At 63.5% G+C, this 18,911-nt stretch carries 16 protein-coding genes; 3 read left to right on the top strand and 13 right to left on the bottom strand.

The genetic code is table 11. The features are described from left to right. Positions 1-14: 14 nt before the first annotated feature. The 10 genes from dapF to R2823_07115 all read right to left on the bottom strand — a co-directional run bounded on the left by dapF (position 15) and on the right by R2823_07115 (position 10,545). Positions 15-776, bottom strand: a complete 762-nt coding sequence (gene dapF / locus R2823_07160) for a diaminopimelate epimerase (protein MEZ5175970.1) — start codon at positions 774-776, stop codon at positions 15-17. Next, a complete protein-coding gene (gene miaA / locus R2823_07155) occupies positions 764-1,624 on the bottom strand; it encodes a tRNA (adenosine(37)-N6)-dimethylallyltransferase MiaA (protein ID MEZ5175969.1) in 861 nt (286 codons plus the stop codon). The genes dapF and miaA overlap by 13 nt, the downstream gene beginning before the upstream one ends. Before the next feature lie 56 nt (positions 1,625-1,680). Next, a complete protein-coding gene (miaB, locus tag R2823_07150; GenBank protein MEZ5175968.1) occupies positions 1,681-3,066 on the bottom strand; it encodes a tRNA (N6-isopentenyl adenosine(37)-C2)-methylthiotransferase MiaB in 1,386 nt (461 codons plus the stop codon). Between the two features lie 32 nt (positions 3,067-3,098). Then, positions 3,099-4,625 carry a ribonuclease Y gene (gene rny, locus R2823_07145; GenBank protein ID MEZ5175967.1) on the bottom strand — a complete coding sequence of 509 codons (1,527 nt, stop codon included), beginning with the start codon at positions 4,623-4,625 and terminating at the stop codon, positions 3,099-3,101. A 223-nt stretch (positions 4,626-4,848) separates the two neighbouring features. Continuing rightward, a complete protein-coding gene (gene recA / locus R2823_07140) occupies positions 4,849-5,931 on the bottom strand; it encodes a recombinase RecA (protein ID MEZ5175966.1) in 1,083 nt (360 codons plus the stop codon). Between the two features lie 124 nt (positions 5,932-6,055). Beyond that, a complete protein-coding gene (thpR, locus tag R2823_07135; GenBank protein MEZ5175965.1) occupies positions 6,056-6,622 on the bottom strand; it encodes an RNA 2',3'-cyclic phosphodiesterase in 567 nt (188 codons plus the stop codon). Beyond that, on the bottom strand, positions 6,619-7,854 hold the full coding sequence (locus tag R2823_07130; GenBank protein ID MEZ5175964.1) for a competence/damage-inducible protein A: 1,236 nt from the start codon (positions 7,852-7,854) through the stop codon (positions 6,619-6,621). The genes thpR and R2823_07130 overlap by 4 nt, the downstream gene beginning before the upstream one ends. Next, positions 7,854-9,179, bottom strand: coding sequence for a 30S ribosomal protein S12 methylthiotransferase RimO (rimO, locus tag R2823_07125; GenBank protein ID MEZ5175963.1), 1,326 nt, complete (start codon positions 9,177-9,179; stop codon positions 7,854-7,856). Before rimO ends, R2823_07130 begins: the two co-directional genes overlap by 1 nt. Before the next feature lie 28 nt (positions 9,180-9,207). Next, the gene (locus R2823_07120; GenBank protein ID MEZ5175962.1) at positions 9,208-10,089 is read right to left on the bottom strand and encodes a PHP domain-containing protein; all 882 of its coding nucleotides are present in this window, start codon (positions 10,087-10,089) and stop codon (positions 9,208-9,210) included. A gap of 42 nt (positions 10,090-10,131) precedes the next feature. After that, complete coding sequence (locus tag R2823_07115; protein ID MEZ5175961.1) at positions 10,132-10,545, bottom strand: hypothetical protein; 414 nt, start codon at positions 10,543-10,545, stop codon at positions 10,132-10,134. Between the two features lie 58 nt (positions 10,546-10,603). On the opposite strand from R2823_07115, the gene R2823_07110 reads away from it, so the two are divergent. Together R2823_07110 and R2823_07105 are read left to right on the top strand one after the other, a co-directional pair. Next, positions 10,604-12,226: a long-chain fatty acid--CoA ligase gene (locus R2823_07110; protein MEZ5175960.1), complete on the top strand. Its 1,623-nt coding sequence runs from the start codon at positions 10,604-10,606 to the stop codon at positions 12,224-12,226. Beyond that, on the top strand, positions 12,223-13,035 hold the full coding sequence (locus tag R2823_07105) for a thioesterase family protein (protein MEZ5175959.1): 813 nt from the start codon (positions 12,223-12,225) through the stop codon (positions 13,033-13,035). The genes R2823_07110 and R2823_07105 overlap by 4 nt, the downstream gene beginning before the upstream one ends. A gap of 51 nt (positions 13,036-13,086) precedes the next feature. On the opposite strand, the gene R2823_07100 is transcribed toward R2823_07105, so the two are convergent. The 3 genes from R2823_07100 to dapA all read right to left on the bottom strand — a co-directional run bounded on the left by R2823_07100 (position 13,087) and on the right by dapA (position 17,961). Further along, the gene (locus R2823_07100; protein ID MEZ5175958.1) at positions 13,087-15,336 is read right to left on the bottom strand and encodes a DNA translocase FtsK 4TM domain-containing protein; all 2,250 of its coding nucleotides are present in this window, start codon (positions 15,334-15,336) and stop codon (positions 13,087-13,089) included. A 97-nt stretch (positions 15,337-15,433) separates the two neighbouring features. Further along, positions 15,434-17,062: a ribonuclease J gene (locus R2823_07095; protein MEZ5175957.1), complete on the bottom strand. Its 1,629-nt coding sequence runs from the start codon at positions 17,060-17,062 to the stop codon at positions 15,434-15,436. Continuing rightward, positions 17,059-17,961 carry a 4-hydroxy-tetrahydrodipicolinate synthase gene (gene dapA / locus R2823_07090; GenBank protein MEZ5175956.1) on the bottom strand — a complete coding sequence of 301 codons (903 nt, stop codon included), beginning with the start codon at positions 17,959-17,961 and terminating at the stop codon, positions 17,059-17,061. Before dapA ends, R2823_07095 begins: the two co-directional genes overlap by 4 nt. A gap of 93 nt (positions 17,962-18,054) precedes the next feature. Between dapA and trxA the strand changes: the two genes are divergently transcribed. Further along, positions 18,055-18,900: a thioredoxin gene (trxA, locus tag R2823_07085; GenBank protein ID MEZ5175955.1), complete on the top strand. Its 846-nt coding sequence runs from the start codon at positions 18,055-18,057 to the stop codon at positions 18,898-18,900. Positions 18,901-18,911: the final 11 nt, after the last annotated feature.

Here is an 18,911-nt window from a genome sequence, read left to right as displayed (position 1 = left end):
GGCTGTTGTCCGCACTAGGACACGGACTCGATCGAGCCGCGGAAGACGATCTCGGCAGGCCCGTCCATCCACGCGCCCGCGTCGTCGAACGATACCGTGAGGAAGCCGCCCGCGAGCTCCACCCGAACCGGCGCGTTCACTCCATGGACGGCATGGGCCATGTAGGCGGCGGCGGTTGCCCCTGTACCTGACGCAGGCGTCTCCCCCACCCCCCGTTCCCAGATCCTCGCTCGGATGCCGTTCTCAACGATCTCCACGAATTCGACATTCGTCCGATCCGGGAACAGGGGATCGGTCTCGACAAGGGGCCCGATCCGTTCGATCTCCACATCTGCGACCGTATCGACAAAGATGACCGCGTGTGGGTTTCCGATCGAAAGGGGATGCACGAACACACCATCGATCTCGAGGGTCTCCGTCCGGTATCGACTCGGCGTGCCCACGAAGGCATGCACGACATCGTCGTACACCACAACCGGATGATCCCCAACGGCAGTCCGAACGATGAAGTCCCCACGGGACACCCAACCACGCTCGTACGCAAGCCTGGCGACGCACCGGAGCCCATTGCCGCACATCTCGGCTTCGCCGCCGTCCGCATTCCAGTAGCGCATCTTGACGGTTCCTTCGTCGAGTGACTCGATGACGAGCACGCCGTCGCCGCCAACGCCCCGCCGACGGTCGCACCACGCAACCACATCAGCGGGATCGGGTTCGAACGGTCCGTCAAAGACGAGGAAATCGTTGCCGAGACCCTCCACCTTCACGAACTCCACGATGTGGTCCTCTCGATCTGTTCCATGACGGCTCCGATCCTCCCGTCGGCCTCATCCTGCCACGGTATCCAGACAATCCGTGGATCCCTCCTGAAGAAGGTCCGCTGCCGCTTGATCAGCGCCTTGGTCGCTGCTCTGGCGGCCGCAACACCATCGTCAAGGGAGATCCGGCCCGCAACGACGGGCAACAGCTCCTTGTAGCCGACTGCCTGCGCGGCCGTGCGACCGAGTCGTCCGGTGAGCGACTCCACTTCAGCGAGGAGACCCGCTTCGAGCATGCGATCGAGGCGCTGCTCAGACCGCTCACGAGCAGCATCCCCGGCATCGAGACCGATCGCTGTATGGGGAATCAGCGGCTCGTATTCGCGTATCGCGGCGGCTTCGGGTGTCCGGTACCGGGAGCTCGGGGTTTGCCCGGTCACTTCGTAGATCTCGAGCGCACGAACCACTCGGCGCGGGTTGTCGAGATCGACATGCTCTCCAGCGGCCGGGTCCACCGCAGCCAAGCGGGTGCGCGCCTGTGCAGGCTCCAACGCCTCAAGAAAGCTCCGAACCGATGCATCCGCATGACCAAACTCGAGCGGATCCACAACAGCTCGGTAATGGAGTCCGGATCCGCCAACGACGAGCATTCTTGCATTCCGGCCGGATCCGTCGGCGAGGACGGCCCTTGCCATGTGCTGAAAGGTCGCAACATCGTATTCGTCGACCGGATCGACGAGATCGATCATGTGGTGGGTGATTCGCTCCCGTACGCGCAGGGTCGGCTTTGCCGTGCCGATGTCCATGCCCCGATAGACCTGCATCGAGTCCACCGACAGGATCTCGGCACCAAACCGGTCTGCCACGGCCTCGGCGATCGCGGACTTCCCCGAAGCCGTGTGACCGACGATCGCGACGATGCTCAGACCGGAACTCCCTCAAGATAATGGGGTGCTGCGCGACTGATCTGTGCATTGAGCAGCGTTCCCGGAGCCCACTCACCCCGAAGGTGCACGATGCGGTTTCCGCGGGAGCGAGTCGTCGCGATCTGTGGGTCCTTTCGTGACGGACCGACCACCATCACCTCCTCGCGGCGCCCGATCCGTTCGCGATTCCGCTCGAAGGTGATACGGTTCTGTGCCGCCACGAGCCTCTCGAATCGTTCCCGGAGAACCTCCCCGTCAACCTGATCGCGCATTTCGGCTGCCGGTGTCCCCGGTCGCGGCGAGAACTGGAACATGAACGCCGAGTCGAATCGTGCCCGTTCGATGGTTGCGAGCGTCGCTTCGAAGTCGGCGTCGGTCTCTCCGGGAAAGCCGACGATCACATCGGTTGAAGCGGCGAGGTCGGGCACGATGCTGCGCATCATCTCGAGCTTGGCGAGAAAGCGGTCGGAGGTGTATCCACGGTGCATCCTCGCAAGAACCCGGTCACTTCCGGATTGGAGAGGGAAGTGAATGTGCTCACACACCGCCTCGGTCGCGGCCATGGCGTGGGCCACATCGTCCGTGAAGTCCTTCGGGTGCGGACTCGTGTATCGGACACGATCGATACCGGCGACCGACCCGACACTCCGGAGCAGCTCTGCGAACAGTGGACTGCGCCCGTTCAGGTCGAGGTCCCTCCCGTAGGAGTTGACATTCTGACCGAGTAGGGTCACCTCGCGAACACCGTCTGCCGCCAAGCGTTCCACCTCCCGGATGATGTCGCCGGGTCGGCGGCTGATCTCACGGCCGCGCACGATCGGGACAATACAAAAGGTGCACGAGTTGTTGCAGCCGACCGTGATCGTGACCCAAGCCGAATGGTCCGACTCGCGCGGGGCGGGAAGGCCGGCAGGACGGGCATCGTCTGGGCGCGTCTCCTCCCAGACTTCGGTGATGGGACCCCAATCGTCGGCGTGGTCGAGGAGTTCGACGACGCGGTGGACATTGTGTGTGCCAAACACGACATCCACCCAGTCCGCGCGAAGGCGCACCTCGTCCCGGTCCTTTTGGGCCGAGCAACCGCCAACCGCGATGCGAAGAGACGGTCGATCGTCTTTGAGTCGTTTGAGCGATCCGAGATAGCCAAACAGCGCCGCGTCGGCGTTTTCCCGAATCGTGCATGTGTTCACAACGATGACATCGGCTCGATCGGGAGCGAGAACCGGCGTCATGCCGTCAGCTTGGAGCAGTCCGGCGATGCGCTCGGAGTCGTGCTCGTTCATCTGGCATCCGAATGTCCGCACGAAGTAGGTCAAGCCGTCGCGTGTCGGATTCCGCGCTTCCCTGACGGCGGGCGTTCCAAGCATGGAGATCTGCGACATGCCGCTCCTCGACGATCACCAACCGGCTGGTCCTAGCGTGCGTAGCCCTTGGCTCGGTATTCGCGGATGACCGTCACCTCGATCTGGCCCGGGTACTGTAGGTCGTTCTCCAGCTTCTTCGCGATGGACCGTGCGAGACTCTGCGATCCGAGATCGTCGAGGCTGCCGGGATCCACCACAACTCGAACCTCACGACCGGCTTGGAGTGCGTAGACCTTCTCGACACCGTCGAACCCGCGGGCGATCTCTTCGAGACGCTCGAGGCGACGCACATACGATTCAAGGGCCTCACGCCGAGCTCCAGGCCTCGCCGCACTCACCGCATCGGCTGCCTGAACGACAATGGCTGTCAGCGTGCGCGGCTCCACCTCGTTGTGATGTGCTTCGATGGCATGCACGATCGCTGGGTCCTCGCCGAACCGTCGAGCGATCTCAGCGCCGATGAGTGCATGAGACCCCCCGACCTCGTGACTGACCGCCTTGCCGATGTCGTGAAGGAAAGCGGCTCGTTTCGATTCGGTCTCGTCGACACCGAGCTCCGCTGCGAGCATGCCAGCGATGTGAGCCGACTCCACGAGATGATCCAGAACATTCTGGCCGTAGGAAGTGCGGTAACGAAGACGCCCGATCAGCGTCGTTAGCTCAGGATGGAGTCGGTTGATGCCAACCTCGAGCATTGCCCACTCCCCGGCATCGCGGATCGACTGCTCGACCTGGTCGCGTGCCTTCTCGTATGCCTCCTCGATCGAAGTCGGATGGATCCGACCGTCCTCGACGAGTCGCTCCAGTGTGCGCCGCGCGATCTCGCGCCGTACCGGATCGAAGGTTGACACACTCACGGTCTCTGGCGTATCGTCGACGATCAGATCAACCCCCGTCACCGCTTCGAACGACCTGATGTTGCGACCGTCCCTTCCGATGATGCGGCCCTTCATGTCTTCGGACGGAAGCGCGACGGCAGACACCGTCGCCTCTGACACCACATCGGATGCCAAGCGTTGGATCACGGTGGCAAGGATTCGCCGCGACCGACGATCGGCCTCTTCCCGAGCCTTTGCCTCCATGTCCCGCACGAGCACCATGGCGTCCCGGCGAGCCTCATCCTCGACCTTCTGGAGCAGTTCCTCCTTGGCCGCCTTGCTGTCGAAGCCAGCGAGCGCCTCGAGCTCGAGGCGGGCCTCTTCCGCGAGCCGCGCCGCTTCCGTGGCGGCGTCCGACGCGACACGCTCGCGCTCGATTGCCATTTCTTCGCGCTGTGCAAGGTTGTGGGCGCGCTGTTCGAGCGTCGCTTCGCGTTGGGTCAGGCGGTCTTCATGAGAGTCGATTTCGACCTTGCGGTGCTCGATGGTCGCCTCTTCGCGATCACGATAGGTGTCGGCCTTCGCTCGCCCCTCCTCGTCAGCTCTTGCGAGGATGCGCTGCGCCTCGATCCTCGCGTCGGCGAGAATCTCTTCCGGAGCCTGGGGCTGGCGGACCAACTTGCGACCCAGGTACAGGCCAACAAGGAACACCGTGGCGACGATCGTTCCCGGAATGAAGAACCCGATGATCGAATCCATATCGTTCTCGCTCTCGGCAAGACACAAACGGCAGTGCCGAGCCCCGCGGGCCCGGCACACACACGAAAAGCAAATACAGTGGGGCTACCCCGCTGTCACCTGCTCTCGCTTGTCGTCACGGTCATGTCTCGGCGTATATATCAGTCGTGTTGTGTGTGCCTTCCGATCCTACCGCATCACCGATCATCTGGGAACGCGAAATCTCGGGATACCGCTTCGTTGGTCATGTTTCGGATTCCGCACTGTCGTCATCGCCACCGACCGGCTCCGCGGTCGCTCCGGCTTCGTCGTCGACGATCACCCCAACCGCGCGCAGAACCTGATCCTGAAGCTGGACTGACAGCTCCGGATTCTGACGGAGATACTCCTTCGCCTTCTCGCGACCCTGACCGAGCTGATCCCCGTCATAGGTGTACCAAGCACCCGCCTTCTGGACAATGCCTTCCTCGACAGCAACATCGAGCAGGCTGCCCTCCCGCGAGATCCCCTCCCCGAACATGATGTCGAATTCGGCGAGACGGAAGGGTGGTGCGACCTTGTTCTTGACGATCTTGGTTCGCACGCGGTTCCCGATGTTCTCGGTACCGACCTTGATCGACTCGATGCGCCGGATGTCGATCCGCACGCTCGAGTAGAACTTGAGGGCACGGCCACCCGGCGTCGTTTCCGGCGAACCGAACATCACGCCGATCTTCTCGCGAATCTGATTGATGAAGATCGCCGTCGTATCAGATCGATTGATTGTCCCTGCCAGCTTCCGCAACGCCTGGGACATCAACCGAGCCTGAAGTCCGACATGCGTGTCGCCCATGTCCCCCTCGAGCTCCGCGCGTGGCACGAGCGCCGCAACCGAGTCGATGACTACGACATCGAGGGCGCCGGATCGGATCAGCATGTCGGCGATCTCAAGGGCCTGCTCACCGGTGTCGGGCTGGGAAATCAGCAGTTCGTCGATATCGACACCGATCGCTCTGGCATAGATCGGATCGAGCGCATGTTCGGCATCGATGAATGCCGCAGTTCCGCCGTTGCGTTGGGCTTCGGCGACCACATGCAACGCAAGGGAGGTCTTCCCGGAGGATTCGGGACCGTAGATCTCGACGATGCGACCGCGAGGCACGCCGCCGATGCCGAGCGCGAGGTCAAGGGACAACGCGCCGGTGGGGATGGCCTTGATGCGACGCACCTCGTCGGTGCCGAGCCGCATGATGGCCCCCTTGCCGAACTGACGCTCGATCTGGGACATGGCCATGTCGAGGTTCTTGTCCCGCTCGGCCCTGGCCTTGTCGTCTTCAGGGTTTGCCATCCCGGTGTCCTTTCGTCGGTGTGTCGGCAACCTATCGCACGGGTGTGACAGATTCCGTTCTCTCTGCGTCGTCACATCATAGGCGAACACCTGTTCGATAGCGAGCATCTCTTGAGATGTCGAATCAGCGTCTCGCCGCCTTGCGCAGGGAAATCTCGTGGATCGCCCGATAGGCCACCCCACCACGAATCTGCTCGGTTCGAAACACCGTGATCGCAGCCACCTCCACCGGAACCCGAGCCGACAACCCATCCACGAGTCCGGAGAGATCCACGGCGGGTCGGATACGGCTCAATGTCAGGTGCGGCACGAAAGGGCGCGTCTCGGGGTCGAAGCCGACATCGATGGCAGCTTCGTCGCAGATGGCTGCAAGCACCGTGAGAAGGCGCGACGGGTCATCGATACCCGCGTAGGCCACTGTTGCCTTGCTGGCTCGCGGAAAGCCACCGATGCCCGTGACCCACACCCGGCCCGCCCATACCTCGTCTGCGTACGATTCCACGCGTTCCGCGAGTCGATCCACTTCCGCCTCGGCAGCTTCGCCGACGAACCGGACCGTGACATGCCAGTTCGCAGGCCCGACCCGTCTGCCGGGAAGACGGCGGGCGATCCGCTCCTCTGACAACGCAGCCGCAAGGTCGTGGCGTTCGGTTGCGGTGAGGGCAACGGCGAGAAACACATTCCCGTTCATGTGGGGTCGATGGCGCGCCTGACGAGATGAAGCGCAGCAGTCGCCGCGTATGCTCTGACCCGCTCACGATCACCGGGAAGGTGCAGCGTCCTCACCGTTTCCTCGTCGGGTGTGGCCACGGCGATGATCATCGTTCCGACCGGCTGCTCGAGCGGCTCGGGTCCGGCCGAGCCGGTCACCGCGACGGCAACATCGGCTCCGAGCACGCGCCGTGCGCCGAGCGCCATCGCCGTCGCGACGGGTTCCGATACAACACCGTTGCGCTCGATGATCCCTGGATCGACGCCGAGAACTCGGGTCTTGACTTCGTTCGCGTAGGCCACCACCGACCCTCGAACGGTCGCACTTGCGCCGGGGGTCATCGTCAGCCGTTGCGCGATGATGCCCCCGGTCGCGGATTCAGCCGATCCGACGGTGAGGCCACGCTGCGCGAGGAGGCGATGGATGACCCCTTCGATCGTGTCGTCATCGATGCCGAACACCGCTCGACCGAGTCGTCGCCGTACTTCCGCTTCGATGGGGTCGATCAGGGCAGCAGCCTCCGCGCCGGTGCGCGCGAGGCAGCTGAGCCTGACGCCGATCTCGCCGTCGGAAGCCAAGAAGGCGACCGTCGGGTTCGAGGAATCCTCGAACAGATCACCGAGATCCTCGCCGACCTGGGCCTCGGACATCCCCCAGGTCCTGAGCACCCGGCTCACCACCACGCCGTCGGTACCCGACATGGAACGCAGAAACGGCATCACTTGTTCGTCGAGCATCGCCCGCATCTCCGCTGGGACACCGGGCAGGCAGATGACCCAGCAGCCATTGACCTCGATCCGGAATCCGGGCGCGGACCCTTTGTGGTTGTCGATCACGATCGCACCGTCGGGACGATATGCCTGGCGCAGGTTCGACTCGGGAAAGCGGCGCCCTCTCGCCAACCAAGCGGCGCGCATCTCGGCTGCATGGGCTTCGTCGAACATGAGGGGGATGCCGGCCACCGAGGCGACGCTCTCTCGCGTGACATCGTCACCGGTCGGCCCGATCCCACCCGTCACGATCAGTGCATCACAACGCGTCGTTGCGGCCGCGATCGCCGCGTCCATGCGTTCCCGATTGTCGCCAATCACCGACTGCCGATGATGGGTAATGCCCGAGGCGGCAAGGCGCGTCGCGATGTCAGAGGCATTGGTGTTGACGATCTGTCCCAGGAGCAGCTCGGTGCCGATCGCAAGACTCTCGACGAGCATCAACGAATCACCGACGCCGACAGGTCGGTGCCGTAGGCCCCGTCGATGTGTGCCGTGAGCCACTCGCCTTCCACCCCCGCGTCGAGCAGAATGACGCCATCGATCTCGGGCGCTTCACGGAACGATCTGCCGACCGCGACGCCGTCCTCGACCTGATCAACCAGCACCTCGACGGCCGACCCCACCCAGCCGGCATTGGCGGCCGCCGTGATGTCGTCTTGGATCACTTGCACCTCGCGGAGGCGCTCGGCGGCCAGCTCCGACGGTACCTGATCCGGGAGTTGAGCGGCTCTCGTCCCCTCCTCGGCCGAATACGGGAAGAAGCCAGCCCAGTCGAGGCGCGCGGCAAGGAGGAACTCGCAGAGGAGCTCGTGATCGTGGTCGGTCTCACCGGGGTACCCGACGATGAACGATGACCGCGTCGCTGCCCGAGGCGCCGCCTGTCGTATTCGTTCCAACAGCGCGAGGTGCTGGTCACCGCTTCCGGGACGGCGCATGGACCGAAGGAGCTTCGGGGATGCATGCTGGAGACTCAGGTCGAAATAGTCCGCGATGCCCGGGTGTCCGGCCATGACATCGACGAGATCCTGGCGAATCTCGCGTGGATACAGGTAGAACAGACGAGTCCGTTTGAGTCCATCGACATCGGCAGCCTCGGCGACGAGTCGCTCGATCGAACCTCCGCCGTTGTCCCGCCCGTACGCCGCGAGATCCTGTGCAACGAGGACGACCTCCTGAACGCTGTTGGCAACCAATCCTTCGATCTCGGCGATGACGCTCGCACGAGCTCGGCTTCGCTGTTTGCCGCGGATGAGGGGAATCGCGCAGAACGAGCAGGTCTTGTTACAACCCTCGGCAACCTTGACATAGGCGTAGGGCGTCGTCGGCGTCGGTCGTTTCACGACATCGAGGATGTCCATCCGGGATCGCCTGACACCACCGATGCTGATCGGTTGCCAGCCGGTGAGCGTGTCGATGTCGTCGATGAGCTCCGGGTAGCGGTCGAGCCCGATGATGGCATCGGCCTCGGGGAGAGCAGCGACCAGATCCGATTCGTAGCGCTGTGCCATGCACCCAACCACCACCAGCTTGGCGTCGCGTCGCTTGGCGTCAGCGAGATCGAGAATCGTCTGGACCGATTCGCGCCGAGCGTCCTCGATGAAGCCGCAGGTGTTGACGATCACGACATCAGCAGCAGCCGCGGTCTCGGCGTTGCGGTATCCGGAGTCACCGAGTACCGCGACGATCTTGTCCGAGTCGACCTGGTTCTTCGAGCAGCCCAGTGTGGCCATGAACACGCTTGGGGCAGAGGGTGCCGTCGACATCCCGCGAGTGTATCGCCGCAGCCCCGGGTTACTCGAGGGGAATCGACCGCCGTTTGCGCTCGGTGAAGGTGACCCGTTCGCGGTAGCCCACCGATCGGGCGAAATCGACGGCGAGGCTTCGGTCACGGCCTGTCTGTTCCGGATAGTGGGCATCGGAGGCGATCGTGATCGGCACACCGTTGGCGAAGAACCGCGAAAGCAGGTCGGGGTGCGGGTACATCTCACGGGCTGGCTGGTAGAGGCCAGCGGTCGACACTTCGATCGCGACCCCCGAACGACCGGCAGCGACCGCGAGGGCCTCATAGAGGTCAATCGGCGGTTCCGCCAGATGCACACCGAGCTTCTTGACGACATCGGTATGGGCGAGGACATCAACGGCCCCGGATGCCGCGAGCTGGGTCTCCACCTCGAAATAGTCGACATACGACTCCCGTGCACCTCTGCGGTCGAACTCGTGAACCTGGGTCGGTAAGTCGAATCCCCATTCCCGAACCCAGTGGGTCGAACCGACAAGGAAGTCGAACGGGTACCGGTCAAGCAGTTCGAGCACTGCTTCGATCGTTTCGGGAAAGAAGTCGACTTCAAGGCCGAGCAACACCGGAAGTGCACGGTCCTTGGCTCCGGTGACGACCTCCACATAACGATCGAGGGACAAGGTTCGTTCGAGCTCGACATGCTCGATGGTCAGCGCAGCAAGGTCCGGCTTGCGGGCGTTCTCCCACCAGCGGCCAAGGACATCTGCGGATTCGTGGCACCGGTACAGGTGCTCGGTGAACCCGATCTCGTCCGCCCCGTTGGCGAGTCCATGTTCAACGAACGAGTCGATGAAGCCGTCGGGATAGGTTCCCGGCGGTGGGCCGACGCCGTTGTAGGCGCCGTGGGGGTGGAGGTGGACATGGTGGTCACCCATGGAGGCGAAGCGTAATGCTCGCCGACAACCGTCCCGTTCTCGTCAGTCGGCAGGGGGAATCTCGACGCCTCGGTCGGTGAGGATGCCCTTGAGCACACCGATCCGCGCCTTGATTCCAGACAGACCCATCGCCTCGTTGATGCCCCGATTGATCTGAACTCCCCCGAGATTCCCCATCTCCGACGACACGGCACCGAACGATCCGGCCTGGGTGACGAGATCGATCCGCTGCGCCTCGATGTCGTGCATCCGGGAACGCAACCCGGCGAGTTCGGCGAGCAGATCCTCGGTGGGTCGTCCCTTGTCGAGATCGCCTGCATGGGTGCTCGCCGCTTCCCTGAGGGCGTCCTGTTCGCGCTTGAGGGCGTAGCGCTCGGCGAACGCATCGCCCGGTAGTTCGTGCAGTTGCCGCTGCACCTCCGCGAGCCGTCGTGCGAGATCGCCGACCTCATCCATCCGAACCAGCCTACTTGTATCGTGAGGTCGAACACGACCGTCGAACGGAGGAGCACCCATGCACATGCAGGACGACTTCCCGCTGCTGTTGAGCACCCTGTATGACCACGCCGTGTGGCAATACGGCCCCCAGGAGATCGTCTCGGTCGAGTCGGACCTATCCATCCACCGGTCCACCTACGCCGCTACCGACAGCCGCATTCGCAAGCTGGCGACCGCCATCGCATCGACGCTTGGGGTGGCCGAGGGTGAAGCCGTCGGCACCTTCGCGTGGAACAACCACCGGCATCACGAGCTCTATTGGGCAACCGTGAACACCGGCCGCATCTGCCACACCCTCAACATCAGGCTGTTCGCCGACCAGCTCGTCTACATCGTCAACCATGCACGCGACCGGGTCATCTTCGTCGACCCTGACCTCGCACCGGCCATCGCGCCGCTGGTCGACCGCTTCGAGACCGTCGAGCACTATGTGATCCTCGGCCCCACCACCGAGGGCTGCAACATCGACGGTGCGATTGCCTACGAAGACCTGATCGCGGATGCCCGGCCGCAGGAGGCATGGCCGCTGCTCGACGAGCGAAGCCCCATGATGTTCTGTTACACCTCGGGGACGACCGGCAATCCGAAAGGCGTCGCGTACACGCAGCGCTCGACCTACCTCCACACCCTGTCGAACCTCACGGCGAACCCGATCGAGACCCACGACAATGTGCTGCCGGTCGTGCCCATGTTCCATGCAGCGGCGTGGGGCTATCCGTTCATGGCGGTCACAGTAGGGGCAAAGCTCACCTATCCCGGACCCGACCTGTCAGGAAAAGGCATCGTCGACCTCCTCGTCAACGAACGCGTGACCTTCTCTGCGGGTGTACCAACCGTGTGGCTTGGCATTCAGCGACACCTCGAGGACAACCCTGACATCGGTCTGAGCCATGTCCGAGCCCTCTTCTGCGGCGGTTCGGCGGTGCCGCGGGCGATGATCGACTGGTTCAAGACGGAGCGGAATGTCCGTGTCGTCCAGGGATGGGGCATGACCGAGACCAACCCGGTCGCTTCAGCAGCAACCCTCAAGCCGTGGATGTTGGACTGGGACTGGGAACGCCAACTCGATGTCCTTGAGACCGCAGGGATGCCGATTCCGGGTCTTCGTGTGAAGATCGTTGACGACACCGGCAAGCCACTTCCCCACGATGGTGAGGCGTTCGGTGAGCTGCTGATCCGCGGACCGTGGATCGCCGCCGAGTACTACAACGACGAACGCTCCTCGGAGTCGTTCGTCGACGGATGGCTGCGAACCGGCGATGTCTGCAAGATCACCCCCGATGGCTACATCCGGATCACCGACCGGTCCAAGGATGTGATCAAGTCTGGTGGCGAATGGATCTCATCGCTCGATGTCGAGAACACGATCATGGCCCACCCGGCGGTCACAGAAGCCACCGTTGTGGGGCTCGCACATCCCAAATGGCAGGAGCGCCCGGTTGCCTTCGTGGTCCTCAAGCCCGGCACCGATGCAGACGCCGATGACATCGCTGGCTTCCTCGAGCCGCGGATCGCATCGTGGTGGATGCCCGACCGGATCGTGTTCGTCGACGAAATCCCGAAGACCGGGACCGGGAAATTCGACAAGAAGGTGGTGCGCGCCAGCTACGAGAACCTGCTGATGGTCGACGATTCATGACCGACGAGCCTTCGTTCACCGAAGCCACCGCCGTCGCCGCCGCGGGGTCCGGACAGTGGAGTGGGGCATTTGCTCCCGGTTGGGACATCCTTGGGAACACCAACGGCGGCTACACACTGGCTGTCGCTTCGAGAGCGGCGAGCGCGTCCGAGGATGGCCGGCTACCGGTGTCGGTGACCGGACACTTCGTGCGGCGCGCGAGGACTGGGCCAATCACGGTTCGGACCGAGACCGTGCGCTCCGGCCGCCGATTCTCGGTCGTGCGTTCCGACATCAGCCAGGACGGCGCGGTCGTCCTGGCAACGATCGGGACCTACTCGGCAGATCCGGGTACAGCGGAAACGCTGCTCGCGGATGCGACCCCCGTCGACCTTCCCCCGCCGGAGAAGTGTGAGCGGGTGACATCATCGAAGACCGGCCCGTTCCCTCCCCCGTCCATGGACCGCTTCGAGATGCGCGCAGGACCGAACCTCGCACGAATGGCGGCGGAGGGCCCAACCGGTCAGGCACGGATCGATGGCTGGCTCCGGCTCCACAACAATGAACCGTTCGATGCGCACGCCCTGATCATGGCCACCGACGCCTTCCCTCCAACCGCCTTCAATGCCGGCCTTCCGGTCGGTTGGACCCCGACCCTTGAACTGACCGTTCACCTCAGGGCGACACGGGTTGTCGGCTGGCTGAAGTGCGAATACACGACGAGGTTCGTTTCCGGCGGCTACCTCGAAGAAGATGGATTGATCTGGGACGAGAACGACAACCTCGTCGCGCAGTCGCGCCAGCTCGCACTGGTCTCACAGCCGCAATGACGAAGAGCGCCGTCGGTGACGACGCTCCTCTGTGGCGCGGACTTGCGGGTCCTAGCCGAGAACGCTCTCCAGCTCATCTTCGGTGATCAACACATCGCGGGCCTTCGACCCCACCGATGGCCCAACAACGCCCCGTGTCTCGAGGATGTCCATCACCCGACCGGCCCGAGCGAAGCCGATCCGAAGCTTGCGCTGCAGCATCGAAGTCGACCCGAGTTGGCTCCTGACCACGAGCTCGATCGCTTCACGCATCACCTCGGGATCCTCTCCATCGAAGTCCTCCATTTCGGCCGCTGCCTGTCGCGCCTGTTCGAAGACCTCAGCGTCGCGGTATTGGGCGTCGCGCTGCTCGCGCACCCAGTCGACAACGGCATGGACCTCCGCTTCGGTCACGAACGAGCCCTGGATTCGCTCCGGCTTCGGCTCGCGGGAAGTCACGACGAGCATGTCGCCGAGTCCGACCAGCTTGTCGGCGCCCGCCTGGTCGATGATGACCCTCGAATCGGTCTGGGAAGCCACGGAGAAGGCAAGCCGCGAAGGAACATTCGCCTTGATCACGCCGGTGATCACATTCACCGAAGGGCGCTGGGTGGCAAGCACGAGATGGATGCCTACGGCACGCGCCATCTGGGCGATACGAACGATCGCATCTTCGACGACCTTGCCTGCCACCATCATCAGGTCGTTGAGCTCGTCGACAACGATCACGATGTGCGGGAACCGGTCGAACAGCTCCTCATCGAGGCCACCGGCGTCGAATTGCTCCCGATACGAGTCGATGTCGCGAACCCCGGCGTCGGCAAGCAGGTCGTAGCGGCGATCCATCTCGGCGACCGCCCATTGGAGGGCATCGGCAGCCTTCCTCGGGTTGGTGATGACGCGGGTGAGCAGGTGTGGCACTTCGTTGTATTGGCCGAGCTCGACGCGTTTCGGGTCGACAAGGATGAGGCGAACCTCGTCCGGTGTGGCTCGCATGAGGATCGAGGTCAGCAGGGTGTTGATGCATGACGACTTCCCGGCGCCGGTCGCGCCAGCGATCAACAGGTGAGGCAGCTCGGTGAGCCGAAGCATGCGTGGCGCCCCTGACACATCCATGCCGAGGGCAACCAGCATCGGATCCCGATCCTGCTTCGCCGTGTCGGATCGCAGTACTTCACCGATCGTCACCAGGTGCCGCTTCCGATTCGGCACCTCGACACCGATTGCCGACTTCCCCGGTATCGGGGCGAGAATCCGGACATCGGTCGCAGCAAGGGCATAGGCGATGTCGTTGCTGAGGTTGGTGACCCTCGCCACCTTCACCCCTGGTGCAAGCTCGATCTCATAGCGGGTCACCGTCGGACCCGGAACGATCCGTGTGAGGGTTGCCTCGACCCCATGCTGGCGCAGCGCGCCTTCGAGGTCCTCGCCGGTTTCCTTGAGCCCCCTTCCGTCGTGGCCGTCACGAGCCGACACCGACAGGATGTCGAGAGGAGGAAGCCGGTACCCACCCCCGGCAACGGCCCCCGTGGCCTTCGGAACGAGAGAGATCCTTGGTTCCGAGGTTGGTGCCTCGACCTCAGCCGGTGGATCGACATCGACGGTCGCTTCCGGGGTGTCCCTTCGGTTTCGGATGGGCGCCGTCACGCTGATTGGTTCATCGATCAGAACCGAACCGCTCCGATCGCTTCGTCCGAAACCCATGAGATGCACGAACCCCGACACATAGCTTCCGACCTGGCGGAAGACATCACCAAGCGATGCGCGGGTGATGAGCAGCGCTCCCACCCCGATCAGCGCAACGAGAACCACCGCCGTCCCCCAGTAGCCGATGAGGCGTTCGAGAGGAAAGGTGATGAGGGCTCCGACCGCGCCGCCGCGTTCGGAGACCGATTCGGTACCCCCAGCGAGCGGAACATTGCCGGTGAAGAGGTGAAACAGCGAAACCGATCCGACGAACAGCAGCAGGATCCCGGCCACCGTCCGGCCTTGGGCGTCCTTGTTGATGAGGTCGATCAGTGAAGCCCCGCAGATGAACAATGCGAGCGGAATCGCGAAGGCCCACATCCCGAACAGCAGCTTCGATCCATTCGATGCCGAACGCCCGACGGGACCGGCGAGGTCGAAGAAGGCGAGTGTCAGGAGAATCGCTGCGACGATGAGGACAATGCCCCACACATCGGCGCGGTGATCGCCGAGCGCCTCGCCGATCCTTCGCGGTGCCGCCCCCAGCGCGGAGGCTGTGCGTCGCAGGATCGACCGCTTCCGTTTTCGTGCGGTGCTCCGCCCCTTGGCCCCACCCGTTGTCGTGCGAGTGGCCATGGGAGGCCAACACTACCCCATGTCTCGCACTGAACAAACCACCCGCCGCGCGTGCCTGCGCGCGATGAGTTACATCGTTGTCATTTGGTCGACGGGTTCATGCCTCAATGATCACCGGAAGGACAACCGGACGGCGCCCACTGTGCTTCTTGACGGCCCTCACCGCGGTGTTGCGAACCCGTTTGCGCAAGCTGTCGAGATCGATCGGAACATCGAGCGTGTGCACGGACGCCTCGACCCGCTCCTTGATGAGGTCGTGGAGTTCGGCGTCGTCGGTGGTCACGCCGTGGGAATCGATGTCGGGACCGATGAGGATCTCACCTGAGGAGATGTTGATCCCGATGGTCACGATCAAGATGCCGTCGTCGGCGAGGTGTCTGCGATCTCGGATGATCGCATCGGCCTCACCGATGTCGGTCCCATCGACATAGACATAGCCAGACGGGAGAACATCTCGTTCAATGGTCAGCGCGCCATCGCGCAGAACGACCAGATCACCGTCTTCGCAGATCTCGACCTCAGGGATGTGAACGGACCGACCGAGCGCAGCGTTCGCGACCAGGTGCCGATACTCGCCGTGGACGGGAATCAGCGCGTCCGGTCGAACCGCGTTGTAGAAGGTCTTCAGTTCCTCTGCCGCAGCGTGACCCGAGACATGCACATGCGTGTTGTGTCCGTGGTAGACCGTCACTCCCGCCCGGTAGAGGTTGTTGATGACCTTCGAAACGCGCTTCTCGTTTCCGGGGATCGGCGTGGCGGAGATGATCACCGTGTCGCTCTGATCGAGTGAAACCGACCGGTGCTCCCCCGCCGCCATCAACGACAGGGCGGCAAAAGGCTCCCCCTGGCTCCCCGTCGAGATGATCGCGGTATCGGCATCAGGCATGTCGATGAGATCCTCGAGCTCAACGAGCGAGCGTTCCGGAATGTCCAGCGTGCCGAGGCTTGCGGCAATGTCGGAGTTACGCAGCATCGAACGCCCGATGAACGCAAACTTCCGCCCATCACGAACCACCGCATCGATCGCTTGCTGCACCCGATGGACATGCGATGCGAAGCACGCGAGGATCACCCTCCCCTTCGCGTGCGCCACGATCTCGTCGAGGCGCTCCCCGACGGTCATCTCCGACGGCGTGTAACCGGGGCGCTCGGCATTGGTCGAGTCTGCGAGCAGCAGTCGCACGCCCCTCGCACCGATCGTCGCAAAGGACCTCAAGTCGGTCGGTACGGCATCGATCGGCGTCGGATCAAGCTTGAAGTCGCCGGTGTGGAGGACGATTCCCTCCGGGGTATCGAATGCGACACCGGCAGCATCGGGTATCGAATGCGACACCGGCACGAAGGTGAACCGGAACGGCCCGTGGTCGATCCATTCGTAGTAGTCCTTCGCTCGCAGGTCCGGTGTGATGCCGTATTCGTCGATGCGGGCCCGCGCGAACTCGACGGTCAACGAGGTCCCGTAGATCGGAACATCGACATCCCTGAGAAAGAACGCGAGAGCCCCGATGTGGTCTTCGTGCCCGTGGGTCAACACGACACAGGCGAGGTCATCTTTCCGTTCGATGAGATCGGAGAAGTCGGGAAGCACGAGGTCGACGCCGAGCATGTCCTCTTCCGGGAACATGAGCCCGCAGTCGATCATCGCGATCGACCCATCGATTTCGAGCGTCGCGCAGTTGCGACCGATCTCGCCGAGCCCACCGAGGAATCCGACCTTGACCGTCATCGCGAACGGTGCGTGGCGATCGCGTCCATGGCTTTGCCGACTGCTTCGACGGTGGCACCGCTCGCCGACAGCAACGGCAGCCTCGGTTCGCCCACATGATCCCAGTATCGACTGAGCGCAGCCTTCAGCGGCATCGGACTCGGTTCGGCGAAGAGCGCCTCCGTGAGGGGACGGACAAGGTCGTCGAGCTCGGATGCAGTCGAGTCGTCGCGATCGAACACGGCCTGCACCATTGCCGCGATCTCCCGGCCGGCAAGATGGGAGGACACGGACACAACCCCGACGCCTCCCGCCTCGACGATCGCTTTCGTCTGTGAATCGCTGCCGCTGTAGACGGCGAGTTCCGATACCTGGTCGATGGCATCGCGGGACCATGCGATGTCGTCGACAGCGTCCTTGACAGCCACAATACCGGGATGCGTCGCGAGTGACCCGAGCGTGTCGATCTCGATCCGTGTCGCGGTACGGCCGGGGATGTTGTAGATCATCATCGGAAGATCGGCAGCGTCGGCGATCGCGGTCATGTGGGCAATGATCCCTGCCTGCGGGGGTTTGGAGTAGTACGGCGTGACGGCCATGACCCCGTCGACTCCGGCTTCTCGGGCCGCAACAGCGAGATCGACCGACGCGGCCGTGTCGTATGTGCCCACCCCCGCAACGACCGTGAGCTTGTCACCTGCGGCATCGACGGCGGCTTTGAACAGAGCACCCTTTTCTGCCCTCGACAGCGTCGGCGCTTCGCCGGTGGTGCCGCACACGACGATGCCGTCCGAGCCGTTGGCGCCGAGATGCGCGATCAGCCGCCAGAAGGTTGCGTAGTCGACGCTGCCATCGGGAGTGAACGGTGTGATGATCGCCGTGAGGACACGCCCGAAGGGCGCGTGGGGTCGCTCGTGCATGACGCGACCATACACCTCAATGCGGCGACCGGCAGTCCACGAGGACCTCAGCCGGCGGGACATCGTACCGGTTACGGCCACTACCCTTCCGGCATGGAATCAACGAGTCCCTATGTCAATGATGTCACCGCATCGGAGTTCCAACACCAGGTGCTCCTTCGTTCACGCGAGGTTCCGGTTCTTGTCGACTTCTGGGCCACCTGGTGCCAGCCGTGCAAGATGCTCTCCCCCGTCCTCGAATCCCTCGCAGCCGAATTCGGTGGGGCATTCGAGCTCGCGAAAGTCGATGTGGACGCCAGCCAGGAGCTTGCTTCCCAGTTCATGGTCAAGTCGGTTCCGACCGTGGTCGCCATCAGGAACGGCAAGGAGGTCGGCAGGTTCCAAGGCGCCGTTCCCGAGGCATCAGTTCGAGAATTCCTCGGTGTCGTCCTCCCGAGCGAGTTGGATCAGATGGTGGAACAAGCCCGCAATGCCCTCATCGAGGGCGACACGCCCGGAGCTGAGCACATCCTGCGGCAGATCCTTGAGGCGAAGCCCGACCATCAGGATGCGGGCACCAGCCTTGCGGCACTCCTGATCGACCACGGCGACATCGCTGAGGCGATGATTGTCCTCGGCAAGCTCGTGCCTGATGCCGAGGTCGACCGCCTCCAAGCGGCAGCTCGCCTCCGACAACGGGCCGGGGACGACATCAGCGAACTCGAACAGGCTGCGAATGCCGATCCGGGCAACGACCAGGCCCAACTCGACCTCGCAAGGGCGCTCGCCGCTCGAGGCGAGTACGAACCCGCTCTCGACCGCATGCTCGCGGTCGTGGTCAAGAACGGAGACGGACGCGATGCGGGACGGCTCGCGATGGTCGACATCTTCGATGTCCTCGGCAACGAGCACCCTCTCACGCCGGAGTATCGCCGCAAGCTCGCAATGGCGCTGTTCTGAGCGTTGTTCCA

Source organism: Acidimicrobiia bacterium (assembly GCA_041393965.1).
In the GTDB taxonomy this organism is placed as follows: domain Bacteria; phylum Actinomycetota; class Acidimicrobiia; order Spongiisociales; family UBA5794; genus UBA5794.
This window is presented reverse-complemented; position numbering and strand designations above follow the sequence as displayed.